This window comes from Bacillus sp. 7_6_55CFAA_CT2 (assembly GCF_000238655.1).
GTDB classification, from domain to species: Bacteria; Bacillota; Bacilli; order Bacillales; family Bacillaceae_G; genus Bacillus_A; species Bacillus_A cereus.
In genome coordinates this window covers 255,521-276,711 of record NZ_JH414710.1, presented here as the reverse complement: position 1 = coordinate 276,711, position 21,191 = coordinate 255,521, and the positions used below count along the sequence as shown (strand labels likewise).

The window sequence follows — 21,191 nt, the reverse complement described above, 5'->3', positions numbered from 1 at the left end:
CATACGCTTTTTTATTTCGCATTCGTTTGTATCATAATTAGACACATATCATCTGATTGCGCTTTCTTTTGTTCTTCCTTGTAAAACCCTTCTATCTCGCCTTCTAAATCTCCCCATTTTCTTTCTGTAAAAGTACGTAATTTCTCTTCAGCCTCAAATTCATCATTTGCAATTGCTTCAAGAACACCATCTGTAAACAATACGATTTGAGCGTTCTTCTCAAAAGGTATAACTGTCTTTTCAACTTTTATTTCATCAAAAAATCCTACCGCACAACTCCCGTGATTTAGTTCAACCATATTTATTTCATCAACTAAAACGTATCCAGAAGGATGCCCTGCATTTACATATTCAATCGTTCTCTTTTCTGTATCTACTACTAAATATACCGCTGTAAAATAATATGGAATATCGTCATTCTCATTATGTAAAAGAGTCATATATTTATTTAAGTCTTTAATGACAAGTTCTGGATCGATTAAAGATTTAATCGTTTCACGTAATACAGACGAAATAAACATACAAACTAATGAAGCAGATATACCATGTCCCATCACGTCTAATAATATAATACCGTAGCGGTTTTCATCGATTTTATACCAATAATACATATCTCCAGCTAATTTAAATGAAGGTAAGTAACTTGCTTCAATTTTTATATAATCTTCTCTTAATGGGCTACTTAATAAGTTTCTTTGTACTTGCGTAGCTAAATCTAATTCATTCCGAAGATTTTCTTCTTGTTCTTTATGCCAATTTAATTCCGATTTCAAGCGTAACGCTACACGCATACGTGCTAATAGTTCAACTTTATTTATAGGTTTCGTAATATAATCCATTGCCCCCATATCAAGAGCTTCGGCCAATTTATTGGCATCCTCTAAAGCTGTAACAAAAATAATAGGAATATCTTTAAACTTCTCCTCTTTTTGTAATCGCCTACAAACTTCAAGTCCATCAATTTCAGGCATCATAATATCTAATAGTATTAAATCAATTTCATTATACCTGGAAGAATCTTCTCCAAATTGAATGTATTCGAAAAGCTCTTGTGCAGAATTCAGCGATACAAGATCCTGATATCCGGCTTGTTTTAAAATTTTTTCAATTACAAAGATGTTAACCGGATTATCATCGACAATTAAAATGGACACAAGTTATTTCCCCTTTTCTTATTTAAAATGTAAATCTATTATCATTTTCTATTTTTCTAGTATTGCATACTCAGTTACAAAATGAAAATTTCCTACTCTAACATAATTTTTATACAGCAAAAGAACAAACCCCCAGAAATGAGAGTTTGTTCTTTCATTCTATAAATTTCCACTATTAATTTAACACCATTGCTTTGTCATTTAAAAGACGATCTAATTCTTCCATATGATTTGTTTCATCTGCAATCATATCTTCTAGTTTTACAACTAACTCTGTCATATTTAATTTTGCTGCTTGTTCTTTTCTCGTTTCATAACGCTTAATTGTCTCATATTCTGATTGTCTAGCGGACTCTAACATTTCTCTAACATCTTCTACTTGTTTCACTGGTAAAGGGATTGTAGTAGGTGTACCACCTAACGTTTTAATTTTCTCCGCTAAATATAGGGCATGTCCTTGTTCATCACTAATTTCAGATTCAAAGAAAGGTTTTAACACTTGTCTATATATACCAGAAACTGTAGCTGCATTATGGTTATACATAATAATTGCTGAGTATTCTCCTGCTAAATCTTCATTCAATCCTTCGATTAGTTCTTTCACATCGTGTGACATTTTTATATCTCCTCCTATACTTAATAACTACCCCTTTTCTCATGTTTTAAACATAATGATTTTAAATTTTTATGTATCTAAAAATGCTGCTTGCTTCAATTTACTTATCGCTTGTCTTTTAATACGAGAAACGTGCATTTGTGAAATACCTAACCGTTCCCCTGTATCTTTTTGATTTAAATTTTCTCCAAATATATAATGAATAACACTCTTTTCTGTGTCATTTAATACGTTGAAAATATCCTTTAAAACGAGACGCCTTTCTGTCTCTTCATATCCTTGCTCTACTTCACCTACAGATTCAATCCTCGCTACCGAACTGCCATCAGATGAATTTTCAACTACATCATCTAAGGAAGATACGCGATAATTATTTTTCGCATCCATAATTTCTAGCACTTCCTCTTCGGATAGTCCTAAATGATCTGCAATCTCTATAATCTTCGGTGAACGCTGGAAACGATCTGTTAGCTCCTCTATCGCAAGTTTAATCTTCCCGCCTAAATCTTTAATTCGCCTTGGAACGTGAATACCCCAAGTTTTATCACGTAAATATTTCTTTATTTCGCCTACTATTGTAGGTATTGCAAACGGCTCAAAAGCATTCCCTATCGAATAATCATACCTTCTTATTGCACCTAAGAGCCCTAACATTCCTACTTGTATAATATCTTCATGCATCGACCCACCTTTTGAATAGCGATATGCAATGGAGTATACAAGATTTTTATAGTGATTAACCAATCTTTCCTGTGCTTCATCACATTGGTTTTGTTGGAAGTCTGCAATTAGTTTAATAACGTCTTCTTTAGTAAGATTTGTAGGTTGAGATTGGATTTCCATCATTCTCCACCTGCTCTCTTTGTATATATTTTGTCATTAAAACTGTCATGCCCTCATCATGCATAATTTGTATATCATCCATTAACGTATTGATTAAATATAAACCTAAACCATTTTCCGGCAAATGTTCTACTGGTTTATTAATATCATACGGACCAACTTTACTTTTTAAACTATTAAAATCAAAGCTAACTCCATTATCCGCAGCCATAATTTCTAATCGATCTTCATATAAGCCAAAGACAATTGTAATTTCTCCAACGTCTTCTTTATATGCATGTTGTACAATGTTTGTACAAGCTTCACTAATAGCAATTTTCATATCTTCTATATCGTCATAAGCAAAGCCCATTCGATTCGCAACACCAGCCATTGTTAAACGAATAATAGCCACATATTCTGCTTTTGCAGGAATTTTCATTTCTATCTTTTCAAATCTCTCCATCATCCCTAGTCACCTTCTTTCTACTTTTTCAAAATCGGAATTCAAATTTAATATTTCTGTTAGCCCTGTAATATCAAATAATCTTTTTAGCCTTTTAGACACACCAATAAACTCTAGCTTTCCATCATTTTTCTTAATTGCTTTTAATAGAGCTATAAAAACGCCTAAACCAGTACTATCCATATAATCTACGTTATGAAAATCTACTACAATATGAACCTCTTTTTCGCTTGCAATAGGCATAATCTTATTTTTCAAATCTGATGCCGTATAAGCATCAATTTCACCATTAAGTTGTACTGTATAACCTACATCATTTTGCAAAATATTTATTGCCAAATTCATCATTTCCGCCCCCTTATCTCAAACTCTTACTATTTAATTACCCATAAAAATTAATTTTAAACATATTTTTTTATTTTCATTATAAATAAATTTTCTACACCTTTCTCGGCTTAACACTTAAATCGTACTAATAAATGTTTAAAACTTATAATTTTGTGTATGTATAATGTATAAACATTATTTTTAGGGGGATCTATCTATGGAAGAGCACAACTTTAAAAAGGGAGATTTTGTTCAATTTTCTTATCGACACGATCATGCTACAAAATTAATTGGTTCCATTATTAACATACTAACGAATACAATTGTAGTTGATATAGGTAATAGCGAGGACTTATCTCATATAGAGCCAAGGCAAGTCGTAAAAATAAATAATTGTGAAAAAGTAACGATGGTTTAATACATAATGAACACTCCCCCACTTAGCAAAGCTTGAAGTGGGGGTTTCTAACGTTTCGACCTAACGGACGATTAACGTCAGGGGAGTTAACACATTAGCGAGCTGTTTCACGCTTAACCCCTCTATCCCATTTGTCCATGCATTTGGGATTACTTTTCGTAAAATGTTAGCCGCAGCATTTACATCTGCATTAATTAAAGTTTTATTTGCTGAACGATATATGCCGCGCTTTATTCGTTTTCCTGAAAAAGTTGTATTTTGGTCATTTTCTCCATACGTTGGAATGAAGTCGTTATCCAGAAAACTTGCTTTCGATGTATATGATTCTTCAGTTACAACAACTTGAATGCCTACAGCATTTGCTTTGTATGTAATCATTTGAATCAGTAAACTATGTGGGATATGACAAAACGATTGGTTATTTCTTTTCACCACCTTCACTTACGTTTAGAAGTGGGAGTCCTCTCGAAAGGCATGATAGAAAGTGTAATTTTAATAAGCGGGGGCCTTCATCCCCCGCTTATTCCTATGCAGATTACATAAAAAAACATCCAATTATTTTAATCGGATGCTTTTTTATGTATATTTATCAGTTCATTAACTTTATAACTATATATAATAAACTTAAGATTACTATTTATTATCATACTTACGCTTTCCGCAGCATTCTAGAGAAGAATGTAACGATTAAAATAAAGACGATTGCACCTAATAACGCTGGAAGAATAAAGATGCCTCCCCATTCAGGACCCCAATGACCAAATAACGCACTACCTACCCAAGATCCGATTAATCCGGCAATCACGTTACCAACTATACCTAACGGAAAGTCTTTTCCTGTAATCATTCCAGCTAACGCACCAATAAGTCCACCTACAATACACGTAATAATAAGTCCCACAATTAAACCTCCTATATTCGTTTTATATTGGATTCATCAAGCTTTAGTATGTAACCAAAGCTTGATGAACATATATTATTCTTTATTATCTAATTCATCACTTATCTTTTGTTTCACTTTTCCGACTTTTTCTTTTATCGTTCCCTTCGTTTTTTCCCACTTCCCTTCATTTTTCAACTCTCTATCTTCTGTAACTTCACCAATTCCTTCTTTTACTTGTCCTTTTTTCTTTTCAACTTTACCTTTAACTTGTTCTTTTAGTCCGTTCTCACTCATATTTACAATCTCCTTTTCGTAATAGATTTATAGATTTACAGGATACAAATTTAAATAGAATACATGCATCTTCTTTCTTGTAACCATTCACCGACTCTTTCTAAATCCTTAACGAATAACAAGATTTTTCCTTCATCCAGCTTTTCTTCGTAGAAGTTCGCCTCTTCCTCATTAAGCCCTAACTCTTGCATCTTATTTCTTAACTGATCTCCTGTGTTTTGAAAGACGTTAATAATGCTTGTCCCAAGTCCCTCCTCTTTTATCCCAATTGTATTCACGTCTGCATTGTCTGCGATTCTATCTGTCCTCTCTTTCTCATGTGTTAATACGTAAATATCTTTTTGGTCTATCCCTTTCTTCACTAGATCATTCGCCGCATTCATGACCTCTTTCTCCGTAATAAATTCATATACAAAAGGTTTACTATACTTCGTTTCCATCTTTAACTTCCTCCTTTAAAATGAATTATTTGTTATATTATATGTAGTACACCCATTTTCGAAATGTTAAACATAAAATATGAAAAAAGTTATGTGAATTTTGATTTTAATAGAGAATGAACATCATCATTTACCACTTTAAAACATCTTCTCCTTACAATAACTACCTAAATTAACAGAAAATTGTTATAATTAAAATTGAGGAGGGATATTATGAAAAAAATCATATCTATATGCGCTCTAACCGCTTTATCTTTCACCTTAATAGGTTGTACAAGTACCTCGGCTACAGATAAAGCTTCACAAGTTAAGCAAGAACATACACAAAATACCTTTCAATTAAATTCCGCTAATATTACAGACATTGAAATACTGAAAACAACAAATCATACTACTTCCAAATCTCAAACAGATAATGAAAAAATGATACAATCTATCGTTTCAGCAGTTCAAAATGGAACACCTAAAACAATCACTTTAGATCAAAAAAAGAGAGAATCTGCACATTCTACTATTACTGTTACATATAAAGATGACTCAAAAGAAGAATTTCTTGTGTGGGCTGATAATAAGGAGCAAATTACGATTGCTAAAGATGAGAAGAAAGATAAGGTAGAAGGTGTGATAGTGAATATTAAAGATGCTAAAATAATGAAGGATTTCTTTTAAAATTCTAGTTAACGTTAAAAAAAGTAGGATTACATCCTACTTTTTTTTAATCATGCTCAATAAATAGACCTTTATAAAATCTATTTAAGGTCTAATTTTGCTAAATCATGTTGTAAAACATTGTTTCCTTCTTGTGGGTTAAATATGATTGCACTAAGACCAAAAACATTCGTAACAACATCTCTATCTTTCGGACGAATGATTCTTACTTCATAAGCAAAAAGTGCTGGAGGAAGAGCTGCTGAACGAAAAGTAACATATCGATTAGGTGGCAATGTTTGTGTTGAAGGGTCTATTAATGGTAACAATACCGGAGAACCAGATGACCAATCAAACATTTCAACTGTTACTCTACGAGTATCATCTGGATCAACATTCATAGCTTCAACAGTAAGAAATAACGTAGCGGAATGTCTACGTAATACACCCGTTGACAAAGTTTCATTGTGATGTTTATGACATCTTCCAGGAGGATGACCATAGCCATAGCTCATATCAATTCCCCCCTTTCATTTACAATTAAGGACAAGTATTCCTTATAATATATAATGCTAGTATTCTTTTAATGAAAGGTATAAAAGCGGATTTCTATCTATATTATTAGATATTTTATTTTTCATTTATTCGCTCTTAAAGAATAAAATGAAACTTTAATCAGCCCCCACCAATCCGGGTCTTACTATCCGAAAAATAGCGGCATAAATCTATTTTAAAAAGGACCTGCTCCATTTATTCGTAAAAAGCATAAAGTAAATGGAATCCGTTAAAACACATGAGTGAACCTTTGTTTTTCTCCTCCTATTTAAAGGAGGAACTATTATGGGCTTTGGTGGTAGTTGTGGCGGCTGTGGTTTCGCTGGAGGATTTGCTTTATTAGTTGTATTGTTTATTTTATTAATCATCGTTGGAGCTGCTTGCTTCTGCTAAAAACTATCGAAAGGACGCTCACGTGAGTGTCCTTTCTTCATGAAAAAAGCCCTACGCAATGTGCAGAGGTTCAAGTGTAACGAATACTTTAAAAATATAGTATTACATTCCCTCCTCCAAAATGAACTTCGATGCTATAAATTTCGTTTAAGTGCAATCTTAATATTTTAGTTTAATAGCAATATGGTGAAACTTTATTCCAAACAATATTGCCATTGCACCAAAGTAAAACAAACTGGACAACCTAGATTTCAAAAGGAAGACACCTTAAAGGTTGTCTTTTCTTTATAAGTAAAAAAACCCACCTATTTCCGTAGGCGGGCTTTTATCTTTATTACACAATATGAAAGTATACTCTCTTTTTCTTTGAAATTTTATGTAATTATACATATTCATGAAAATAGAAGAAGTGAAATTGTACGTTTAGATACAATTCGGCAACAAACTAACTGTTTTCTTGTACATTAATAGACAACTACTGCAAGAGTTATAGTTTTTATGTTTTCATTTATCTTTTTAATCAGATGAATGCTTTTTTTAGTACATAATAAAAAATATCCAGAAAAACTGTCACAAAATCCGTTTTTCTGGTTTCTCTATAATACAGGTATCAAATTGAAAGTGAGGTTTAAACGAACATGTTAACCATAGAAAATGAAGAAAGTCATGCTTCTGATATGACCTTTGAAGATTTATTTAAGCAGTACTATGCTTACGCTGTGAAACAAATCATCTGGATTGTTAAAGATCAATCTATCGCTGAAGAGTTAGCACAAGAAGTATTTTTACAATTATATCGTAGTGATTGGAAAGGAATTGAAAACATACCTGGATGGTTGATTAAATCTTCTACTTATGTAGCCTATAACCATTTTCGATCTGAAAAAAGGCAGCAAGCGAAGATTGATAAAGAAATACAATACCATGAAGTACAAAATGTTTCATCATTAGACGATGATTGGATAAGAAAAGAAGAAATTACAAAGGTCCAAACGATACTAAATAAAATGAATGATCGAGAACGAACCCTTTTACTCATGAAATTCTCTGGTTTTCAATATAAAGAAATTGCAGAAATACTTCAAACAGAAATATCTTCTATTGGAACATTATTAGTCAGAGCCAAAATGAAGTTTCGCAAGGTTTATAAACAAATAGAGGAGGCATAACAAATGAAATGTTATGATATCGGATTTATTCAAACATATATTGATGGAGAACTTTCTTATGATACAAGAAAAGAATTTACGAAGCACCTAGATACATGTGAAGCATGTCAAAATTTATTAGTAGAAATCAGTAAATTAAACAACTGGGAAAACATAATGCTAGATGAAGAATCTGCAAATTCACCAAAAGAAATTAAAATTGATGTAGAACAAGCATGGAAAACATTTGAAAGTCGTTCCAAGCTAGACAATGTTTCTCATATAAATCATAAAAAACAACAAAAGAAAGGACTATTTACAAACATGAGTAAAAAATCAAAACGTTTCATTTATACAGCAGTAGCTGGCGCAGCGCTTTTCACAACAGCAATGATTCCACAAGTACAAGTGGCGGCTACAAATGTTGCCTCATATTTTTCTAATGCAGTTACAAATGATGAAGTTGTCAATGAGGGAATAACAGATGAAAATGGTGTCGTACAAGATATGATGAAGAATGGTAAATATATTCCTATTGATGAAAAAATTACGGATCAAGGTATTACTGTACATCTCAAAGAATTATATATCTCAGATTTACGTATATCAGTTCATTATAGAATGGAAAAAGCTGATGGAAGTTTAGTACCATTTGAATTTGATACATCAGGATTAAAGCTCGCAAGTGATGGTAAAATTAATGGGCAACAAGAGGAAAACCCTGAGATTATAAATTACGGAAGACTATCATTTATCCATGATTCAGATGATCATCTTCCTTTTGAACTTATGGCAGCAGGTAAAAAATTAAATGATATAGGTATCCGTGATAACGATAGACCTGAAGGTGTTTCTACATTTGTTATAGTTAATGAAGGAAGAGACGAGTTTAAACAGCCCCTTACTTTAGATGTAAATATAACTAGAATTGGAACAGTAAATGGATCTTGGAAAGGTCAATTTAAAATTGATACTTCACATTTAATAAATGAAACGAATTAAAATGAAAAAAAGAATAGAACAATATGTATCTAATGCTCCGTTTCTATGTTGTCTTGTTTTTGTTACATTTATTTCTTATATAGTTTTTACTCTATCTTTTATTTATAATTTAAGTTTATAACCTTAAATCAATCATTTAAAACCATTACAAGAAAAAGACCTCTAAAAAAGTAGGGAAATACATAACCGATTTCTTAACATTTAAGGAATCGGTTATTTTGTATTTAAAATGCGTCTAGACGTACAATTTTCTTTTTATAAAAAAGAATAGACACCCTAAGGTGCCTTCCTCCGATTTGAACCATCTTAATTTTAATAATATGTATTGGACTTCCGTGCAGCGGTTAACAAGAAAATAATAGCATTGATGACACCTAAAAGTCCCTGCTTAATCCACATAGATAATGCAGCATTTGTGCCAATGGCTAGAAAAATAAGCCTTACTGTGTATCTATTGAATCTCAGTATAGACAACCTCCGGATGGGACTATATTTAAGGGAATTTCATTATTTTTTTGTTCCGTAAAACATTGTACTTCCTAGTGAAGAGAAATTCAGTTTTACTTCTATAACTCGCCCTGTTTCCACTCTTTATTATGGATATCTAATCCTTCTTGACCAAAGAAATGGAGAATAAATTCTTTTTCATCACTATCAATTTTTTTAGCTAGTTTAGATCCCTCCATACTTTGCTTTTTTCCTGAACGTAAATAATGAATTTCTTCAAAGTCTTTAACTACAGATTCGAACTCTCCATCATACCATTTGTTCAGAATAGATTCATATTTTGGTTTTTCATCATTATTAATAACATTTAAGTTGTTTTTTAAGTATTGAATGTTTTCTTTCGTCATTTGAAATCGTCCTACATCACGGGTACCGGAAACATGAAGATTATTCCCATTGAATGTGAGTTTTTGTAAAGACATATGTATCATCATATCATTTATAGTTTGCTCGTTTTGGATTTCACCAATCGACTGTGCTGCTTTAGAGAGTTCATCTTCACTTACTACATAACTATCTTTTTGCTGCTTTTGAATGGTTTGAACTTTCGGTTTTTCCTGAACCTTTTCTTCTTGTTTAGGTTTTGGTTCAATTGTAGTCTTCTCATTTGAGCTACAAGCAGCCATTCCCATAAGCAATGTACCGCATGTTAATACCATTAGTAACTTTCGGTTCATTTTTTTCCGCCTATCTGTATTAGTTATTTTAAACAGTTTTTTTAATGTAAGATTTCTCATCTCATAGTAGCAAAGAATTTATCTGTATATTGTCATGTTTTGTCGAAGAATAATAAAAAACAACCTAGATCCTATAGGATCTAGGTTGTTTTTAATACGTAAACGTAATCGTCACTAAAGAATACCCTTCTTTCGCATTGTACGGCTCCGCTTTATAAGAAACTCGGTTTGCCCCTTGCGGATAATCGATTTCGCCAATTACCTTTTTCACATCTTGTAGTGCACCATTCATTGATTGCTTGTATAACACTTCAATTTTCTCTGGTTTTGCACTATAGCGTTGCTGCATTTTATTTTTTAATTCAGTATAGTTATTTGCAATATATTCATTTCCTAGATAGTTTAACTTTGTATCTTTTAATATTTGCTGATATGCAGGCGTTTTCTTACTACCTGCCGCAATTTTATTTGTCAGTGTACTATAATAATTTGTTGTCGCTTGCGGATAGTCTCCGCGGTTCCACTCATGATTTTTTGCGATTTGTTCATCTGATAAATTGAAATACGAATACGTTACGCGGCCCTGCTCATCTGGAACCGGATCATCGAATGTTGTATCAAGGTGATACCATTTGTTTTCGATTTTCACTAAATTCCAAGCATGAGGTTGTCCGTCCCCAGTTCCTGTCACGAAATGATTTTCAATTCCTGCTTCTTTTAATAATTGATAAGTTAATAGTGCGTAACCTTGGCAAACCGCAGAACGATTTACAAGTGCTTCATATGCTGTGTAAGCTTTATAAGACGTATCATAAGAAACATGCTTTACTACGTAATCATGAATCGCCTTCACTTTTTCGTGATCATCCATTCCAACTTGAGTGATAGAAGAAACGATTGCTTTCGCTTGTTTCATGACATATTCCGTCTGTTCTTTCGTTTCACGATATGTAATCTTAAGCGTAAACGTATAATTTCCAGGTGATCCAGAAAGTCCATATGAAACATTCGATCTATTATTATTTGTATACTCATTTTTACTTGCCACTTCTTTATATGCGTTAAAAAGTGTATTCATCACTTCGTCTGTATTATTATTTTTCGTTTTATATGGCAGTGTAATATTTGTCTCGTATGTATTAATACGCTTTTGTACTTCCTCTTTAAACGCTGTTAATAATGCCGCATCCCCTGTATCTTTCACATCAGCATTTTTATACTTCAAAGTTTTATATAAAAACTGCGCATACTGTTCACGTGTTACTGTGCCATACGGTTCAAAATTCCCATTCCCTGTGCCATCTGCGATTCCATTTGACTGCACTGCACTAATTGCATTTTCTGCCCAAAATGGATTTGGAACATCCTTAAAGGTATGTTTTTGTTTTGCCGCAAGATGGAAAGCATTCGTAAGAATTTGTGCCATTTCCGCACGATTCACAGAAGCTTTCGGTCTAAATTGGCCATTTTCATCACCTTTAAAAACTCCTAAATTCGTTAAAGTTAATACCTCTTCTGGGAACATTGTAGAATTTTGATTAATATCACCGTAAGGATTTTTAAACGTAGATCCATCCTTTAATACGTAACGAGTTCCATCATTACTAAACGAACCGCCTTGTTTATTCGGTACTAACACTCGATAAATTAAAGCCGCAACTTGCTCCCTTGTCGCAACATCTCCAAAACCAAATATCCCATTTCCATAACCAGAAATAATATTCTTACTTGCTAAATCTTTAATCGCAGGATATGACCAATGTGATGTCGGCACATCAGAAAAAACACCCACTTCAGCAGCTTTCACATCACTGCCATTTGTATATAACAACGCACCACCAATAAGTGATAATGATGTAATTGATTTTAATAGTTTTGTGTACATAATGTCTTCTCCCAATACGTTCTCTATTTTTGTTGGTTTATGTCGAAAAATCTAAAAATATGACAAAATATATTATACAATTAAAAGTTTTTAAGGGATATATTAAATTTTAAAATATGCAAAAATTCATATTGTTATAAGGATTCATAGTAATATTATGTTATTTTACTTGCGAATATATAAATAAAAAAACGCTCATTTGAGCGTTTCATCTATATACCTAATAATTACTTTTTTCTACACTTCGAACTCTTCTTCTGTAATAATCCTTTGATCTAACAACTCTTTATACTCCAATATTTCTTTAGCCCCACGGCTCTCCATGCGTATATTGTATAACACTTTTTGTATTGACCTTTGCTTGGTCCGTTGAAAGGTTTACTCCATTTAGAAATAGTTCTATTGAATTTTTCACCACTAGCCACAAAAATATCTTATAATCTTTATATAATAAATTACAGTATTAGGGGTAGATAAAATGCCAGTTACACTCGAACTTATTCTTTTCATTCTTATAGCAATTAGTGCTGTTGGCTATTTAATAAAAGAATTTCAAAAAACTAGGAAACGAACACTTGGAATTTCACTAGAATTTTTAGTTCTTTTCTGGTCAATATGGAGAATATCAACTCTCATAATCTAATTTATAAAACATGAATTCCTTCGAATGAAGTGAAACTTTAATCAGTGGGAGTTTTATTCATCCCCCACTGATTATTAGTTAAACCAATCGGGATTTTACGGGATAAATTTACCAGTATTTTTACCACAACATTCATGTTAAAATCCCTTGTGAGTACGACATAACTCGACCTTATGAAGCTCCGCAGCTTTTATCGCGGAGCTTTTTTTATTTAAATTAACGCTTTTGTTCACTTTTTTGATACATTTACGAAACATTCATATGTTACTTTATATAAGTCCTTTTTTAAATCATATTCATTCTAGCAAAAAGTCCTAGTCCCCCTAGGACTTTTTGCATTCAAATAATGAATTGTCTTTTTTCTCAATAACCGAAGCTATTTAACGTGTTAAAATAATAATTGGACTGGCATCCAATACCATATTACAATGGAGCAAATCGCAAGAAGGCACCTTAGAGTGTCTTTTTTGTACATAAAAAAATCTTACCATCTTATAGAAACGATAAGCCCTTTAAAACAATAATTGCAACTATATTAACTTTACATTACATTAAGGTTAGAGAATGTTCTTATATTAATAAAGTGCTAAATAGTAGGTGAAAAAATGGAATTTAACGATTTGGGTATTACCATTAAAGAACTTAGAATTAAAAAAATATATCACAATCCGACTTATGTCACGGAATATGTTCACAAAGTCAAATTAGTAAGATCGAAAAAGGTGTGATTTATCCATCTAGCATATTGTTATATCAATTATCAGAAAGACTCGGTGTTGATCCAAATAGTATATTTGCACTAACTCAAAACAAGAAATTAAAATATACAGAAAATGTAAAATACGTAATGAGGGATTGCATAAGGCAACATCAATATAAAGAGCTTTATGAAATAGTAACAAGAGAAAAATACACAAATAATTTTCAAACAAAAGAAGATAAACAATTTCTAATATGGCATGAAGCAATTGCTATATATTGTGTGAATAACTCAACAAAAGTGGCTTTAACTCTTTTAAATAATGCACTAAAACTAACTGTAACCAATATTGATTTTTTATCAGAGAGAGAAATAGATATTCTACATACAATGGCTATACTTCATGCAGAAAACAAAGAATACAAAAAAAGTATTACTATCCTTAAAAGATGTTTAAATAATTTTAACAAATTAGATTTTCCTAGAGATAAAGAAATTAAATTGAAAATCATTTATAATTTAGCAAAAAATTTAAGTTACACATATCAATACGAAGAAGCAATAAAATACATTGATAAGGGTATCCAATTAGCTATTAATCTAAATACTTTTTACTTATTGGGTGAACTATACTATGGAAAAGGTTCAAATTTATTAAAGCTTAAACAATATAATGAAGAAGATGTTGCTAATAACATGAGAAAATCATTATTTATATTTGAATTAACAAAAAACGAAAAAAAATTACAAATAATTAAAGAAGAATATTTCGAAAACAAAAATAACCACTCATAATTTCATAAAAACTACTTACAAATCCTACAGAAAAAATCCTTATAGCTTTTAAACTTAGATCGATAATATTAAAATAATTTAAGCCGGCGGAAGGCACCTTTAGGTGTCTTTTCTTTATTTTTACAAGGACCTGCTCAATTAATTTTTAAAAACATAATAAGGAATATTGTTTTATTTATCTCATTTTCATTCATGCTATATATAAAATTCGTTAATAAACCCACCTCAAATACTAGTTCCTTTTATAAGCCGTTTTTTTGATGTAGATGACATTATTCTCAATACAATAGAATGAATTATTAGAACATACTTAGCAATATATATCAAAAAATAATATTAAGAAAACCCCTCCACCTTAAGGTAGAAGGGATCTTCTAATTTCTATTTCAAGCTACCCAAAATTTCTGTAAAGGTACCCTAAGCGCATGTGTATCTGGATATCCTAAACTTCTTTCACCAACTACCACTCCTCTGCCGAACGATCTTTCACCGATAGATTGTATGCCGTGAAGTGCTACTTGTAACATTTCAATTTAGATATACGACAGTAAAGAATACATTATCACAGTGTCAGCAAGCAAAAGTGTATTCTGCATTTCTGAAAACAGTAGATGGCAGATTGTGACCTACTGAATCTGCTAAGAAAGAATATACAAGAACATCCTTAACATCCTCTTTATTTCCACTAATGATGACATCAAGGAAATCTTCTATTTGAAATTCTGGAGTAAACAACACAATCTTAGTTGTTCTGTTTGGTTCTAAAGAAACAAAAGTACGAGAGATTTCAACTAATTCATTTTGAGTTGGGAAAAAGGTGTTTCGACTTCTCTTAACAGTTACCGTTACATTACTAGTATGGCAGCGTGAATCATTGTTTAACATAATGTTGAGAGCAGTTGGAATAATCCCATTTTCAGAAACTGGAACTCGAAACACTCCAGTAGATTTATGAGCCATATAATCAGATCCTTCCAAAATAAAATATATTTACAATATATTAAATGCAAAAAACGTTCATTTTGATATGGACAAATTATGTAATTAATATATTTATAATAACCCTTGGTATTACTAAGCCAATGTTTTAAAAAATTAACAAATAATTACCTCTGCAAATTTAGAAAATATCTACACTTTTTACAAACATTATTACAATTAGATAAACTAAAGCAATATCTCATTAACAAAGGGACTCCATAATTGGAGTCCCTTTGTTAATGAGATATTAAAAATGATCAGCATGTGAATATTGTATAATTTCTTCCTTTTTTAGAGCATGTTGTGTATCACCTGTATTGTTACTAAATGATAATACTATCACTAATCCTAACGTCGCTAATACAAGCTTCTTCATTATTTTAACGCCCCTTTGCTTAGTAGTTTTTGTTTCGCTTCGTAACATACATCGAAATAATCACTAACTTTTTCATGCTTATTCAATTTGCTGCGACAACATCATTTGATAAAAATCATTAAGTTGTTGCATAACTGCTTCATGCATTAAAATATTTGTGCTCATATCACTACGTCCTCCTCAACTACTTCCATCCCCCTAAATATTACCATTATTCTGTATATTATATAATAGTTCAACCTGCAATTGTAAATCGATAAAAAACAACAGAATATTCTGAAACAAGAGAAGGGATTGGCTAACAAATGGTTACTGTATAAAAAATAAAAAACTTGTGATATTGCTTTTATCATATTTGATCTTATATATGGTTCTGTTACAAAGTTTGCTAAGTTAATATAAACTCTAGAAAAAATGAATAAAGATCACCACAGCTGAGCTATCTTTAATCCGTATAATAATATAAACATTCTATTAATTCATATTATTAATAAAGAAATACTTAAATATTCCATTTTTTCTAAAAGTGTATTATACTGTAAATTGCTGAGGGACATATTTTAGTATTTTCTGGTAACTATTCAATTTGTTAGGTTGTTATTAGTATTACGGTAACGAAAACCTTATATTTCCCCTTGAAGATAAAGCATTAGCAGCAATTACATCGAGATATCATAATAATAATTATTTTTTTAACAATATCACGGAATTTTAATTCAGAAAATTCAAACCATTAAGCGATATAAAGTGCTAAATAAAATATTTAGACAATTGAAGTCCAACAACGATTAGAAGATATATATATATTAGAAAAGGAATTTTGGGAAATCTTATCCTATATAACTAATACATATAGCGTTGTATATTTAAATCAATAAATTTTTCGATAAGCTAGTTAAAAGATTATTGAATTTAATCTTTTAATAGAGTTAAAAAAATCAACTTTACATTCTAATTTAGAAATTATTAGGTGGTGTCAGTAGTGTTTGAGTATCTTTTAGTTAAAGCTTTATTTACTATTTTCTTAATTAGCCTAATCGTGTTAATCAGTGTAATATGGACTAAAATAGAAAAAATTCTGGACGAGACTGTATTTAAAAACGTTTCTGAAAAATCCAGATATGTAGTAACTATGGTAATTGTTATGGTGGGAGAATTTGTTCTCATAGTCATTACTTCATTAAATTGGAGAGCTTCAATTATTGACACACTCTTTTTTGGTAGTATTATTTTGTTCTGCTGTATATGGCTAATACCTTATTTTGTTAATCAACAACAAAACATCGCTAAAGTTATGGATAAGCATTTTAGTGGAGGGGTAGATTTAGGTGAAATTCAAGTTCATCGTGCGAAACTTTCTGCATTTAATTTAGGAAGTATTGTATTTTCTATAGTGGGAATTATTATACCTATTTGTTATTATTTTAAATACTTTTTATAACGGTTTATTGGTTCTGTTGGAAATTTTTTAAAGATATAGTAATAGGTGAGATTACAGATATTTATGTAGAAACAACTTAGATGTATAAGACAATCCATGTGAGCGAAAACAGTAAAATACCCTATAAGGTCTCTTTTACTTGTTATCAATTAAAAAATGGTACTAATTTCCAAAACTTCCACCAGGACTTCTTTTTAGCTGCCCTCCCACCACTATGAGAGGTAAGTGAAGGAAACCGATACAGCTTGTGCGTATGCAGTGCATTTTGGCCTGGGTCACAGTCTTTTAACGTGGTCGAACTACAGGGGGAGTAAGCATATTCCCGATGGATCCATTTCTATACTTCCATTATCTAGGGAAATCCCCCAGTATCCAAGACTAAATTTTACCCATACATCATTTTTTGATGTAGCTCTTGAAGATAAAAACTATTTAATTTTCAAGGAACAGTTATTAACTTAAAACTTATTATACGAGGAGGGTGTATCATGAAAAAAATATGCTTTGTATTAATTGTCGACGCTGGTATAAATTATGGTTCAATATTTTCTCTACCATTTTTAAGGAATCAGGATGATTTGAAGGAATATTTCTCTAAGTATTATGATGTTTCAATTAATTATATTAGGGATAAAAACTCAGTTGACTATTTGGTAGTTCCCAAACCGTGTCCAGCTTTTGATAATGAAAATAATCTTCCAATAATTGAAGTACCAGCAATCTTATTTATGGAAAAGAATTTTGAAAAAATAAAGACTTATATAGATAATTATTTTTCCAATAACTCATAAAGAAAATAAAAGTACAATAAAAAGAAGTCCGATAAAAAACGAGTGGTGTAGAATATTTCTATTAATCATTCGTTTTTTATTATATTTACATATATTTTTTAAAAGAGGATTATAGACGTTCTGAAAAAAATTAATTATAACAAGAACAGTGTTCGTGCTACTATCTACGGTTATTTTTTGTACTAAGTACCCCTTTAACTAACAAGACAACAAAAAATAATTAATATATTAAAGTGAATAATGTTACTATTTTTCAAACCTAATCTAGAAGACACCGGAATTCTTTCGGCTTCATATTCCTTCATCAGCTCAAAATCAGCCTGATTATTAACATCTAACTTTCGTAAATCTTACTTTTTGTCTATTTGACGTATCATATTTGAAACCTTCAAGCTGAAGCTACTTTCTTGCACCTTTTCAAAACCAAATTTAGGATAAAATTCTAACACCGTATCATTCGCGAATAAGTATATAAAATCATAATTCTTCTCGTATTTTTTAATAATATGATTCATTAATTTAGTCGCTAAACCTTGATGTCTATAATCCGGATGTGTCATCACTGTACCCAATTGAATTGCTTTATATTCCTTACCGTTAGAGATTACATTCATTTTATTAATAGATTTATTTGCGATGACTTTATCTCCATCCACATAAGAATAGCAAATATAGTTATCATTCCAACAGCCCCTGTCATACCATCCTTTAAAATCCAATTCAAATACATGTTTTGCAAGGTCATTAAAGCTTTCCTTATATTTTTCATTTTGCTTGTAGTCACTAATTAATTGATATTCATTCATGATAAATCCTCCATTTTTTATTATATTTTCCTAAAAAGAGTGTATATTTCTTACAACAATCTACTACTAAGTTTTCGTTAATCACCGCCTTATAATAGGTGTAACGGCATAGAAACATGCTTCCGAAATCAAAAAACGACAAAAAAAGACCACAAGAAGAAACATCTTCTCATGGTCAAATTTCTGTCTATTATAAATACACCTATCCCGAAAGAATAGATATCGTGAAATAACATGAAATTTTTTGATAAGATATAATGTCTTCTAACCGCTACTAGTAAAAGGGTATAACAAATAAAATCAAGGAATTATCCTTAATTTGACCTTTTACAGTATAAAATTCGTTTGAATTTTAATTAGCGATTAATAAGCTTCATCATATACAATCAAAACCTCTTTTCAATATAATTTCTTACTAAGAATATCTCCTTTGAAAACCGTTGTAAATGAAGACATAACAAAAAACAAGATTTATGTCCTTCTGTATCACCAAAATCGGTCTTTTTTGGTGATATAAAAAGACACATACTATTATTCTGGAAAACTACAGAATAATCCCTCCACCTTAAGGCAGAGGGACTTTCCAATTACTATTTCAAACTACCCGCAATCTCCGTAAAGATAACTCCAAGCGCATGTGCACCTGCATCAGGGTATCCTAAACTTCTTTCGCCAACTGTACCAGCGCGGCCCATGCGAGCTACGATTTCTTTCGTGTACTCTGCTCCTTTAACCGCTGCTTCTGCACCTTTTTCAAAGGCAGTTTTTACGTCTACTTCGTTTGAGGCGCTATCTAACCAAGAGTCTACACATGGAGCAAGTGCGTCAACAAGCGTTTTGTCACCAACTACTGCTCCTCTGCCGAATGATCTTTCACCGATCGATTGGATGCCTTGCAGTGCTGCTTGCAGTATTTCAGCGAATTCTTTCACTGTTAACTCACGCTTCTCGCCTGCTGCTTTACTAGCTGCGCGGAATGCACCGCCCCAAATTGGACCAGAAGCGCCGCCGCAATGTTCCATAATAATCATGGAGCAACCATCAAGGAATGATCCGATTGTTACGTTCTCTTGATCTACAATAGAATGCCACTCACGTTTTAATTGCTTAAATCCTTTTGCTACACTCATTCCGAAATCGCCGTCACCAGCGTGCGTGTCTAACTCACAGAATGGTACTTCATTTTTAATGATAATATCGCTCATTTTATCAACGAGATAAATCATGTTGTTTAATGTAATGACATTATCTTTAATAACAGCGTGTTCTTCTGCTGTTTCTAGTTCAAATGAAACTTCCTTCTCTTCTGTTTCTTCAAGTACATTTACATACTCTACACTTTCAACTGGTCCATCTACTTTAAACGCTGGTGTATTACATTCTTTTGATAGTAATGTTTTTAACTCATCATCTAATTTCATTACAGTTAAAGACATACCAGCCATATCGATACTCGTCATATAATTACCGACGAATACTCTATTAATTTTAATGTTTCTTGCAGCTAGTTCTCTCGTAACGGCGTTGTTAAATAAGTAAAGTTCCTGCAGTGGTGTTCCGCCAAAACCGTTAACTAGAAGTGCAATTTCTTCGCCATCTTTTACTCCTAAATCTTTTACAAGATCATTTGTCATACGGTTAGCTAATTCATCAGCCGACAACATTTTTTCACGTTTAATTCCTGGTTCGCCGTGAATACCTACGCCGTATTCCATTTCATCTTCCTCAAGTGTGAAAGTAGGTGATCCGCTCGCTGGAACTGTACAAGACGTTAACGCTAAACCGATTGTGCGCACGTTAGCCGCTGCTTTTTCTGCGACAGCTTTCACCGCTCCTAAATCCATACCTGCTTCCGCTGCTGCGCCGGCAATTTTATGAACTAAAATAACTCCTGCAACGCCGCGGCGTCCTACTGTATACAGACTATCTTCTACCGCAATATCATCGTCCACTTTTACGTAGTCGACTTCAATTCCATCTTCTGTCGCTAAATGCGCACCGTTTTTGAAATTCATAATATCGCCGCTATAATTTTTAATAATTAATAACGTACCTTTTTTACTAGCTGTTTCTTTAATTGCTTGGTATACCTGAATTTGTGAAGGAGAAGCAAAAACATCTCCGCACACCGCCGCATCTAACATTCCTTTTCCGACTAATCCTGCATGTGCCGGCTCATGGCCACTACCGCCGCCACTAATTAACGTTACTTTGTTTTCGTTCATTTCTTTCTTCTTAATAACTTTATATTTTTTCAAAAGTTCAAGCTCTGGGTGAGCCATAACCATTCCGTTACACATTTCCATTACTAATGTTTCTGGTTTGTTTATAATCTTTTTCATTGTGATTATCCCTCAATTCCTTTAATATATTGTGATATATTTGAAATCTTCTTCTTACTACTCATGTTAAAATGAAAGCGT

The 21,191-nt window shown here is 31.9% G+C and carries 22 protein-coding genes and 3 pseudogenes; 8 read left to right on the top strand and 17 right to left on the bottom strand.

Annotation, left to right across the window (positions count from 1 at the left end; all coding sequences use genetic code 11):
• Positions 1 to 11: 11 nt before the first annotated feature.
• From HMPREF1014_RS17075 to rsbV, 5 genes are all read right to left on the bottom strand, one after another.
• On the bottom strand, positions 12 to 1,154 hold the full coding sequence (locus HMPREF1014_RS17075) for a fused response regulator/phosphatase (RefSeq protein WP_000025539.1): 1,143 nt from the start codon (positions 1,152 to 1,154) through the stop codon (positions 12 to 14).
• 175 nt (positions 1,155 to 1,329) lie between these two features.
• Positions 1,330 to 1,770: a ferritin-like domain-containing protein gene (locus HMPREF1014_RS17070; RefSeq protein WP_000017755.1), complete on the bottom strand. Its 441-nt coding sequence runs from the start codon at positions 1,768 to 1,770 to the stop codon at positions 1,330 to 1,332.
• A 69-nt stretch (positions 1,771 to 1,839) separates the two neighbouring features.
• Positions 1,840 to 2,616: an RNA polymerase sigma factor SigB gene (gene sigB / locus HMPREF1014_RS17065; RefSeq protein WP_009327198.1), complete on the bottom strand. Its 777-nt coding sequence runs from the start codon at positions 2,614 to 2,616 to the stop codon at positions 1,840 to 1,842.
• Positions 2,579 to 3,061 carry an anti-sigma B factor RsbW gene (rsbW, locus tag HMPREF1014_RS17060; protein ID WP_000970580.1) on the bottom strand — a complete coding sequence of 161 codons (483 nt, stop codon included), beginning with the start codon at positions 3,059 to 3,061 and terminating at the stop codon, positions 2,579 to 2,581. The genes sigB and rsbW overlap by 38 nt, the downstream gene beginning before the upstream one ends.
• A 6-nt stretch (positions 3,062 to 3,067) precedes the next feature.
• Positions 3,068 to 3,406 carry an anti sigma b factor antagonist RsbV gene (rsbV, locus tag HMPREF1014_RS17055; RefSeq protein ID WP_002108734.1) on the bottom strand — a complete coding sequence of 113 codons (339 nt, stop codon included), beginning with the start codon at positions 3,404 to 3,406 and terminating at the stop codon, positions 3,068 to 3,070.
• A 196-nt stretch (positions 3,407 to 3,602) separates the two neighbouring features.
• Here rsbV and HMPREF1014_RS17050 point away from each other — a divergent pair, with 196 nt between their 5' ends.
• The gene (locus HMPREF1014_RS17050) at positions 3,603 to 3,803 is read left to right on the top strand and encodes a methyltransferase (protein WP_000390989.1); all 201 of its coding nucleotides are present in this window, start codon (positions 3,603 to 3,605) and stop codon (positions 3,801 to 3,803) included.
• A 60-nt stretch (positions 3,804 to 3,863) separates the two neighbouring features.
• Here HMPREF1014_RS17050 and HMPREF1014_RS17045 read toward each other — a convergent pair.
• The 4 genes and pseudogenes from HMPREF1014_RS17045 to HMPREF1014_RS17030 all read right to left on the bottom strand — a co-directional run.
• A pseudogene (locus HMPREF1014_RS17045) lies at positions 3,864 to 4,232 on the bottom strand (zinc ribbon domain-containing protein); the annotation flags it as partial.
• 220 nt (positions 4,233 to 4,452) lie between these two features.
• Positions 4,453 to 4,704 (bottom strand): GlsB/YeaQ/YmgE family stress response membrane protein, encoded by a 252-nt coding sequence (locus HMPREF1014_RS17040; protein WP_000522902.1) that lies wholly within the window; start codon positions 4,702 to 4,704, stop codon positions 4,453 to 4,455.
• A gap of 75 nt (positions 4,705 to 4,779) precedes the next feature.
• Positions 4,780 to 4,980, bottom strand: coding sequence for a CsbD family protein (locus HMPREF1014_RS17035; RefSeq protein WP_001293468.1), 201 nt, complete (start codon positions 4,978 to 4,980; stop codon positions 4,780 to 4,782).
• Between the two features lie 50 nt (positions 4,981 to 5,030).
• On the bottom strand, positions 5,031 to 5,420 hold the full coding sequence (locus HMPREF1014_RS17030) for a YflT domain-containing protein (RefSeq protein ID WP_000448812.1): 390 nt from the start codon (positions 5,418 to 5,420) through the stop codon (positions 5,031 to 5,033).
• Between the two features lie 213 nt (positions 5,421 to 5,633).
• Here HMPREF1014_RS17030 and HMPREF1014_RS17025 point away from each other — a divergent pair, with 213 nt between their 5' ends.
• Complete coding sequence (locus tag HMPREF1014_RS17025; protein ID WP_000720862.1) at positions 5,634 to 6,089, top strand: hypothetical protein; 456 nt, start codon at positions 5,634 to 5,636, stop codon at positions 6,087 to 6,089.
• Positions 6,090 to 6,169: 80 nt separating this feature from the next.
• Here HMPREF1014_RS17025 and HMPREF1014_RS17020 read toward each other — a convergent pair whose 3' ends face one another.
• On the bottom strand, positions 6,170 to 6,583 hold the full coding sequence (locus HMPREF1014_RS17020; protein ID WP_000120203.1) for a hypothetical protein: 414 nt from the start codon (positions 6,581 to 6,583) through the stop codon (positions 6,170 to 6,172).
• A gap of 325 nt (positions 6,584 to 6,908) precedes the next feature.
• On the opposite strand from HMPREF1014_RS17020, the gene HMPREF1014_RS30350 reads away from it, so the two are divergent.
• From HMPREF1014_RS30350 to HMPREF1014_RS17010, 3 genes are all read left to right on the top strand, one after another.
• Positions 6,909 to 7,016: a YjcZ family sporulation protein gene (locus tag HMPREF1014_RS30350; protein WP_000505670.1), complete on the top strand. Its 108-nt coding sequence runs from the start codon at positions 6,909 to 6,911 to the stop codon at positions 7,014 to 7,016.
• A gap of 638 nt (positions 7,017 to 7,654) precedes the next feature.
• The gene (locus HMPREF1014_RS17015) at positions 7,655 to 8,185 is read left to right on the top strand and encodes an RNA polymerase sigma factor SigX (RefSeq protein ID WP_000955504.1); all 531 of its coding nucleotides are present in this window, start codon (positions 7,655 to 7,657) and stop codon (positions 8,183 to 8,185) included.
• Positions 8,186 to 8,188: 3 nt separating this feature from the next.
• Positions 8,189 to 9,166, top strand: a complete 978-nt coding sequence (locus tag HMPREF1014_RS17010) for a DUF4179 domain-containing protein (RefSeq protein ID WP_000650428.1) — start codon at positions 8,189 to 8,191, stop codon at positions 9,164 to 9,166.
• 566 nt (positions 9,167 to 9,732) lie between these two features.
• Here the strand turns inward: HMPREF1014_RS17010 and HMPREF1014_RS17005 are convergent.
• Together HMPREF1014_RS17005 and HMPREF1014_RS17000 are read right to left on the bottom strand one after the other, a co-directional pair.
• Positions 9,733 to 10,350 carry a DUF6241 domain-containing protein gene (locus HMPREF1014_RS17005; protein ID WP_001080426.1) on the bottom strand — a complete coding sequence of 206 codons (618 nt, stop codon included), beginning with the start codon at positions 10,348 to 10,350 and terminating at the stop codon, positions 9,733 to 9,735.
• 151 nt (positions 10,351 to 10,501) lie between these two features.
• Positions 10,502 to 12,235, bottom strand: coding sequence for an S-layer homology domain-containing protein (locus HMPREF1014_RS17000; RefSeq protein WP_000288174.1), 1,734 nt, complete (start codon positions 12,233 to 12,235; stop codon positions 10,502 to 10,504).
• Between the two features lie 1,248 nt (positions 12,236 to 13,483).
• Between HMPREF1014_RS17000 and HMPREF1014_RS16990 the strand changes: the two are divergent.
• A pseudogene (locus HMPREF1014_RS16990) lies at positions 13,484 to 14,373 on the top strand (helix-turn-helix domain-containing protein).
• Between the two features lie 443 nt (positions 14,374 to 14,816).
• Here the strand turns inward: HMPREF1014_RS16990 and HMPREF1014_RS32615 are convergent.
• The 3 genes and pseudogenes from HMPREF1014_RS32615 to HMPREF1014_RS32230 all read right to left on the bottom strand — a co-directional run.
• Positions 14,817 to 14,903: pseudogene (locus tag HMPREF1014_RS32615) on the bottom strand (dihydroxyacetone kinase, ATP-dependent); the annotation flags it as partial.
• Between the two features lie 40 nt (positions 14,904 to 14,943).
• On the bottom strand, positions 14,944 to 15,333 hold the full coding sequence (locus HMPREF1014_RS16985; protein ID WP_000940659.1) for a hypothetical protein: 390 nt from the start codon (positions 15,331 to 15,333) through the stop codon (positions 14,944 to 14,946).
• Between the two features lie 268 nt (positions 15,334 to 15,601).
• Positions 15,602 to 15,730 carry a hypothetical protein gene (locus tag HMPREF1014_RS32230; RefSeq protein ID WP_000737558.1) on the bottom strand — a complete coding sequence of 43 codons (129 nt, stop codon included), beginning with the start codon at positions 15,728 to 15,730 and terminating at the stop codon, positions 15,602 to 15,604.
• 982 nt (positions 15,731 to 16,712) lie between these two features.
• On the opposite strand from HMPREF1014_RS32230, the gene HMPREF1014_RS16980 reads away from it, so the two are divergent.
• Positions 16,713 to 17,171: a hypothetical protein gene (locus tag HMPREF1014_RS16980; protein ID WP_000464472.1), complete on the top strand. Its 459-nt coding sequence runs from the start codon at positions 16,713 to 16,715 to the stop codon at positions 17,169 to 17,171.
• A 488-nt stretch (positions 17,172 to 17,659) separates the two neighbouring features.
• The gene (locus HMPREF1014_RS16975) at positions 17,660 to 17,962 is read left to right on the top strand and encodes a hypothetical protein (protein WP_000717611.1); all 303 of its coding nucleotides are present in this window, start codon (positions 17,660 to 17,662) and stop codon (positions 17,960 to 17,962) included.
• A 350-nt stretch (positions 17,963 to 18,312) separates the two neighbouring features.
• Here HMPREF1014_RS16975 and HMPREF1014_RS16970 read toward each other — a convergent pair whose 3' ends face one another.
• Both HMPREF1014_RS16970 and dhaK read right to left on the bottom strand, forming a co-directional pair.
• Positions 18,313 to 18,768 carry a GNAT family N-acetyltransferase gene (locus HMPREF1014_RS16970; RefSeq protein ID WP_001008204.1) on the bottom strand — a complete coding sequence of 152 codons (456 nt, stop codon included), beginning with the start codon at positions 18,766 to 18,768 and terminating at the stop codon, positions 18,313 to 18,315.
• Between the two features lie 590 nt (positions 18,769 to 19,358).
• Entirely contained in the window at positions 19,359 to 21,110 is a 1,752-nt protein-coding gene (dhaK, locus tag HMPREF1014_RS30335) for a dihydroxyacetone kinase subunit DhaK (RefSeq protein WP_000720753.1), read from the bottom strand.
• Positions 21,111 to 21,191 lie beyond the last annotated feature (81 nt).

Bases quoted from the DNA above. Each gene is read 5' to 3' on its own strand.
- HMPREF1014_RS17070 (WP_000017755.1), bottom strand. From the start codon at position 1,770: ATGTCACACGATGTGAAAGAACTAATCGAAGGATTGAATGAAGATTTA.
- sigB (WP_009327198.1), bottom strand. From the start codon at position 2,616: ATGATGGAAATCCAATCTCAACCTACAAATCTTACTAAAGAAGACGTT.
- rsbW (WP_000970580.1), bottom strand. From the start codon at position 3,061: ATGATGGAGAGATTTGAAAAGATAGAAATGAAAATTCCTGCAAAAGCA.
- rsbV (WP_002108734.1), bottom strand. From the start codon at position 3,406: ATGATGAATTTGGCAATAAATATTTTGCAAAATGATGTAGGTTATACA.
- HMPREF1014_RS17050 (WP_000390989.1), top strand. From the start codon at position 3,603: ATGGAAGAGCACAACTTTAAAAAGGGAGATTTTGTTCAATTTTCTTAT.
- HMPREF1014_RS17035 (WP_001293468.1), bottom strand. From the start codon at position 4,980: ATGAGTGAGAACGGACTAAAAGAACAAGTTAAAGGTAAAGTTGAAAAG.
- HMPREF1014_RS17030 (WP_000448812.1), bottom strand. From the start codon at position 5,420: ATGGAAACGAAGTATAGTAAACCTTTTGTATATGAATTTATTACGGAG.
- HMPREF1014_RS17025 (WP_000720862.1), top strand. From the start codon at position 5,634: ATGAAAAAAATCATATCTATATGCGCTCTAACCGCTTTATCTTTCACC.
- HMPREF1014_RS17020 (WP_000120203.1), bottom strand. From the start codon at position 6,583: ATGAGCTATGGCTATGGTCATCCTCCTGGAAGATGTCATAAACATCAC.
- HMPREF1014_RS30350 (WP_000505670.1), top strand. From the start codon at position 6,909: ATGGGCTTTGGTGGTAGTTGTGGCGGCTGTGGTTTCGCTGGAGGATTT.
- HMPREF1014_RS17015 (WP_000955504.1), top strand. From the start codon at position 7,655: ATGTTAACCATAGAAAATGAAGAAAGTCATGCTTCTGATATGACCTTT.
- HMPREF1014_RS17010 (WP_000650428.1), top strand. From the start codon at position 8,189: ATGAAATGTTATGATATCGGATTTATTCAAACATATATTGATGGAGAA.
- HMPREF1014_RS17005 (WP_001080426.1), bottom strand. From the start codon at position 10,350: ATGAACCGAAAGTTACTAATGGTATTAACATGCGGTACATTGCTTATG.
- HMPREF1014_RS17000 (WP_000288174.1), bottom strand. From the start codon at position 12,235: ATGTACACAAAACTATTAAAATCAATTACATCATTATCACTTATTGGT.
- HMPREF1014_RS16985 (WP_000940659.1), bottom strand. From the start codon at position 15,333: ATGGCTCATAAATCTACTGGAGTGTTTCGAGTTCCAGTTTCTGAAAAT.
- HMPREF1014_RS32230 (WP_000737558.1), bottom strand. From the start codon at position 15,730: ATGAAGAAGCTTGTATTAGCGACGTTAGGATTAGTGATAGTATTATCA.
- HMPREF1014_RS16975 (WP_000717611.1), top strand. From the start codon at position 17,660: ATGAAAAAAATATGCTTTGTATTAATTGTCGACGCTGGTATAAATTAT.
- HMPREF1014_RS16970 (WP_001008204.1), bottom strand. From the start codon at position 18,768: ATGAATGAATATCAATTAATTAGTGACTACAAGCAAAATGAAAAATAT.
- dhaK (WP_000720753.1), bottom strand. From the start codon at position 21,110: ATGAAAAAGATTATAAACAAACCAGAAACATTAGTAATGGAAATGTGT.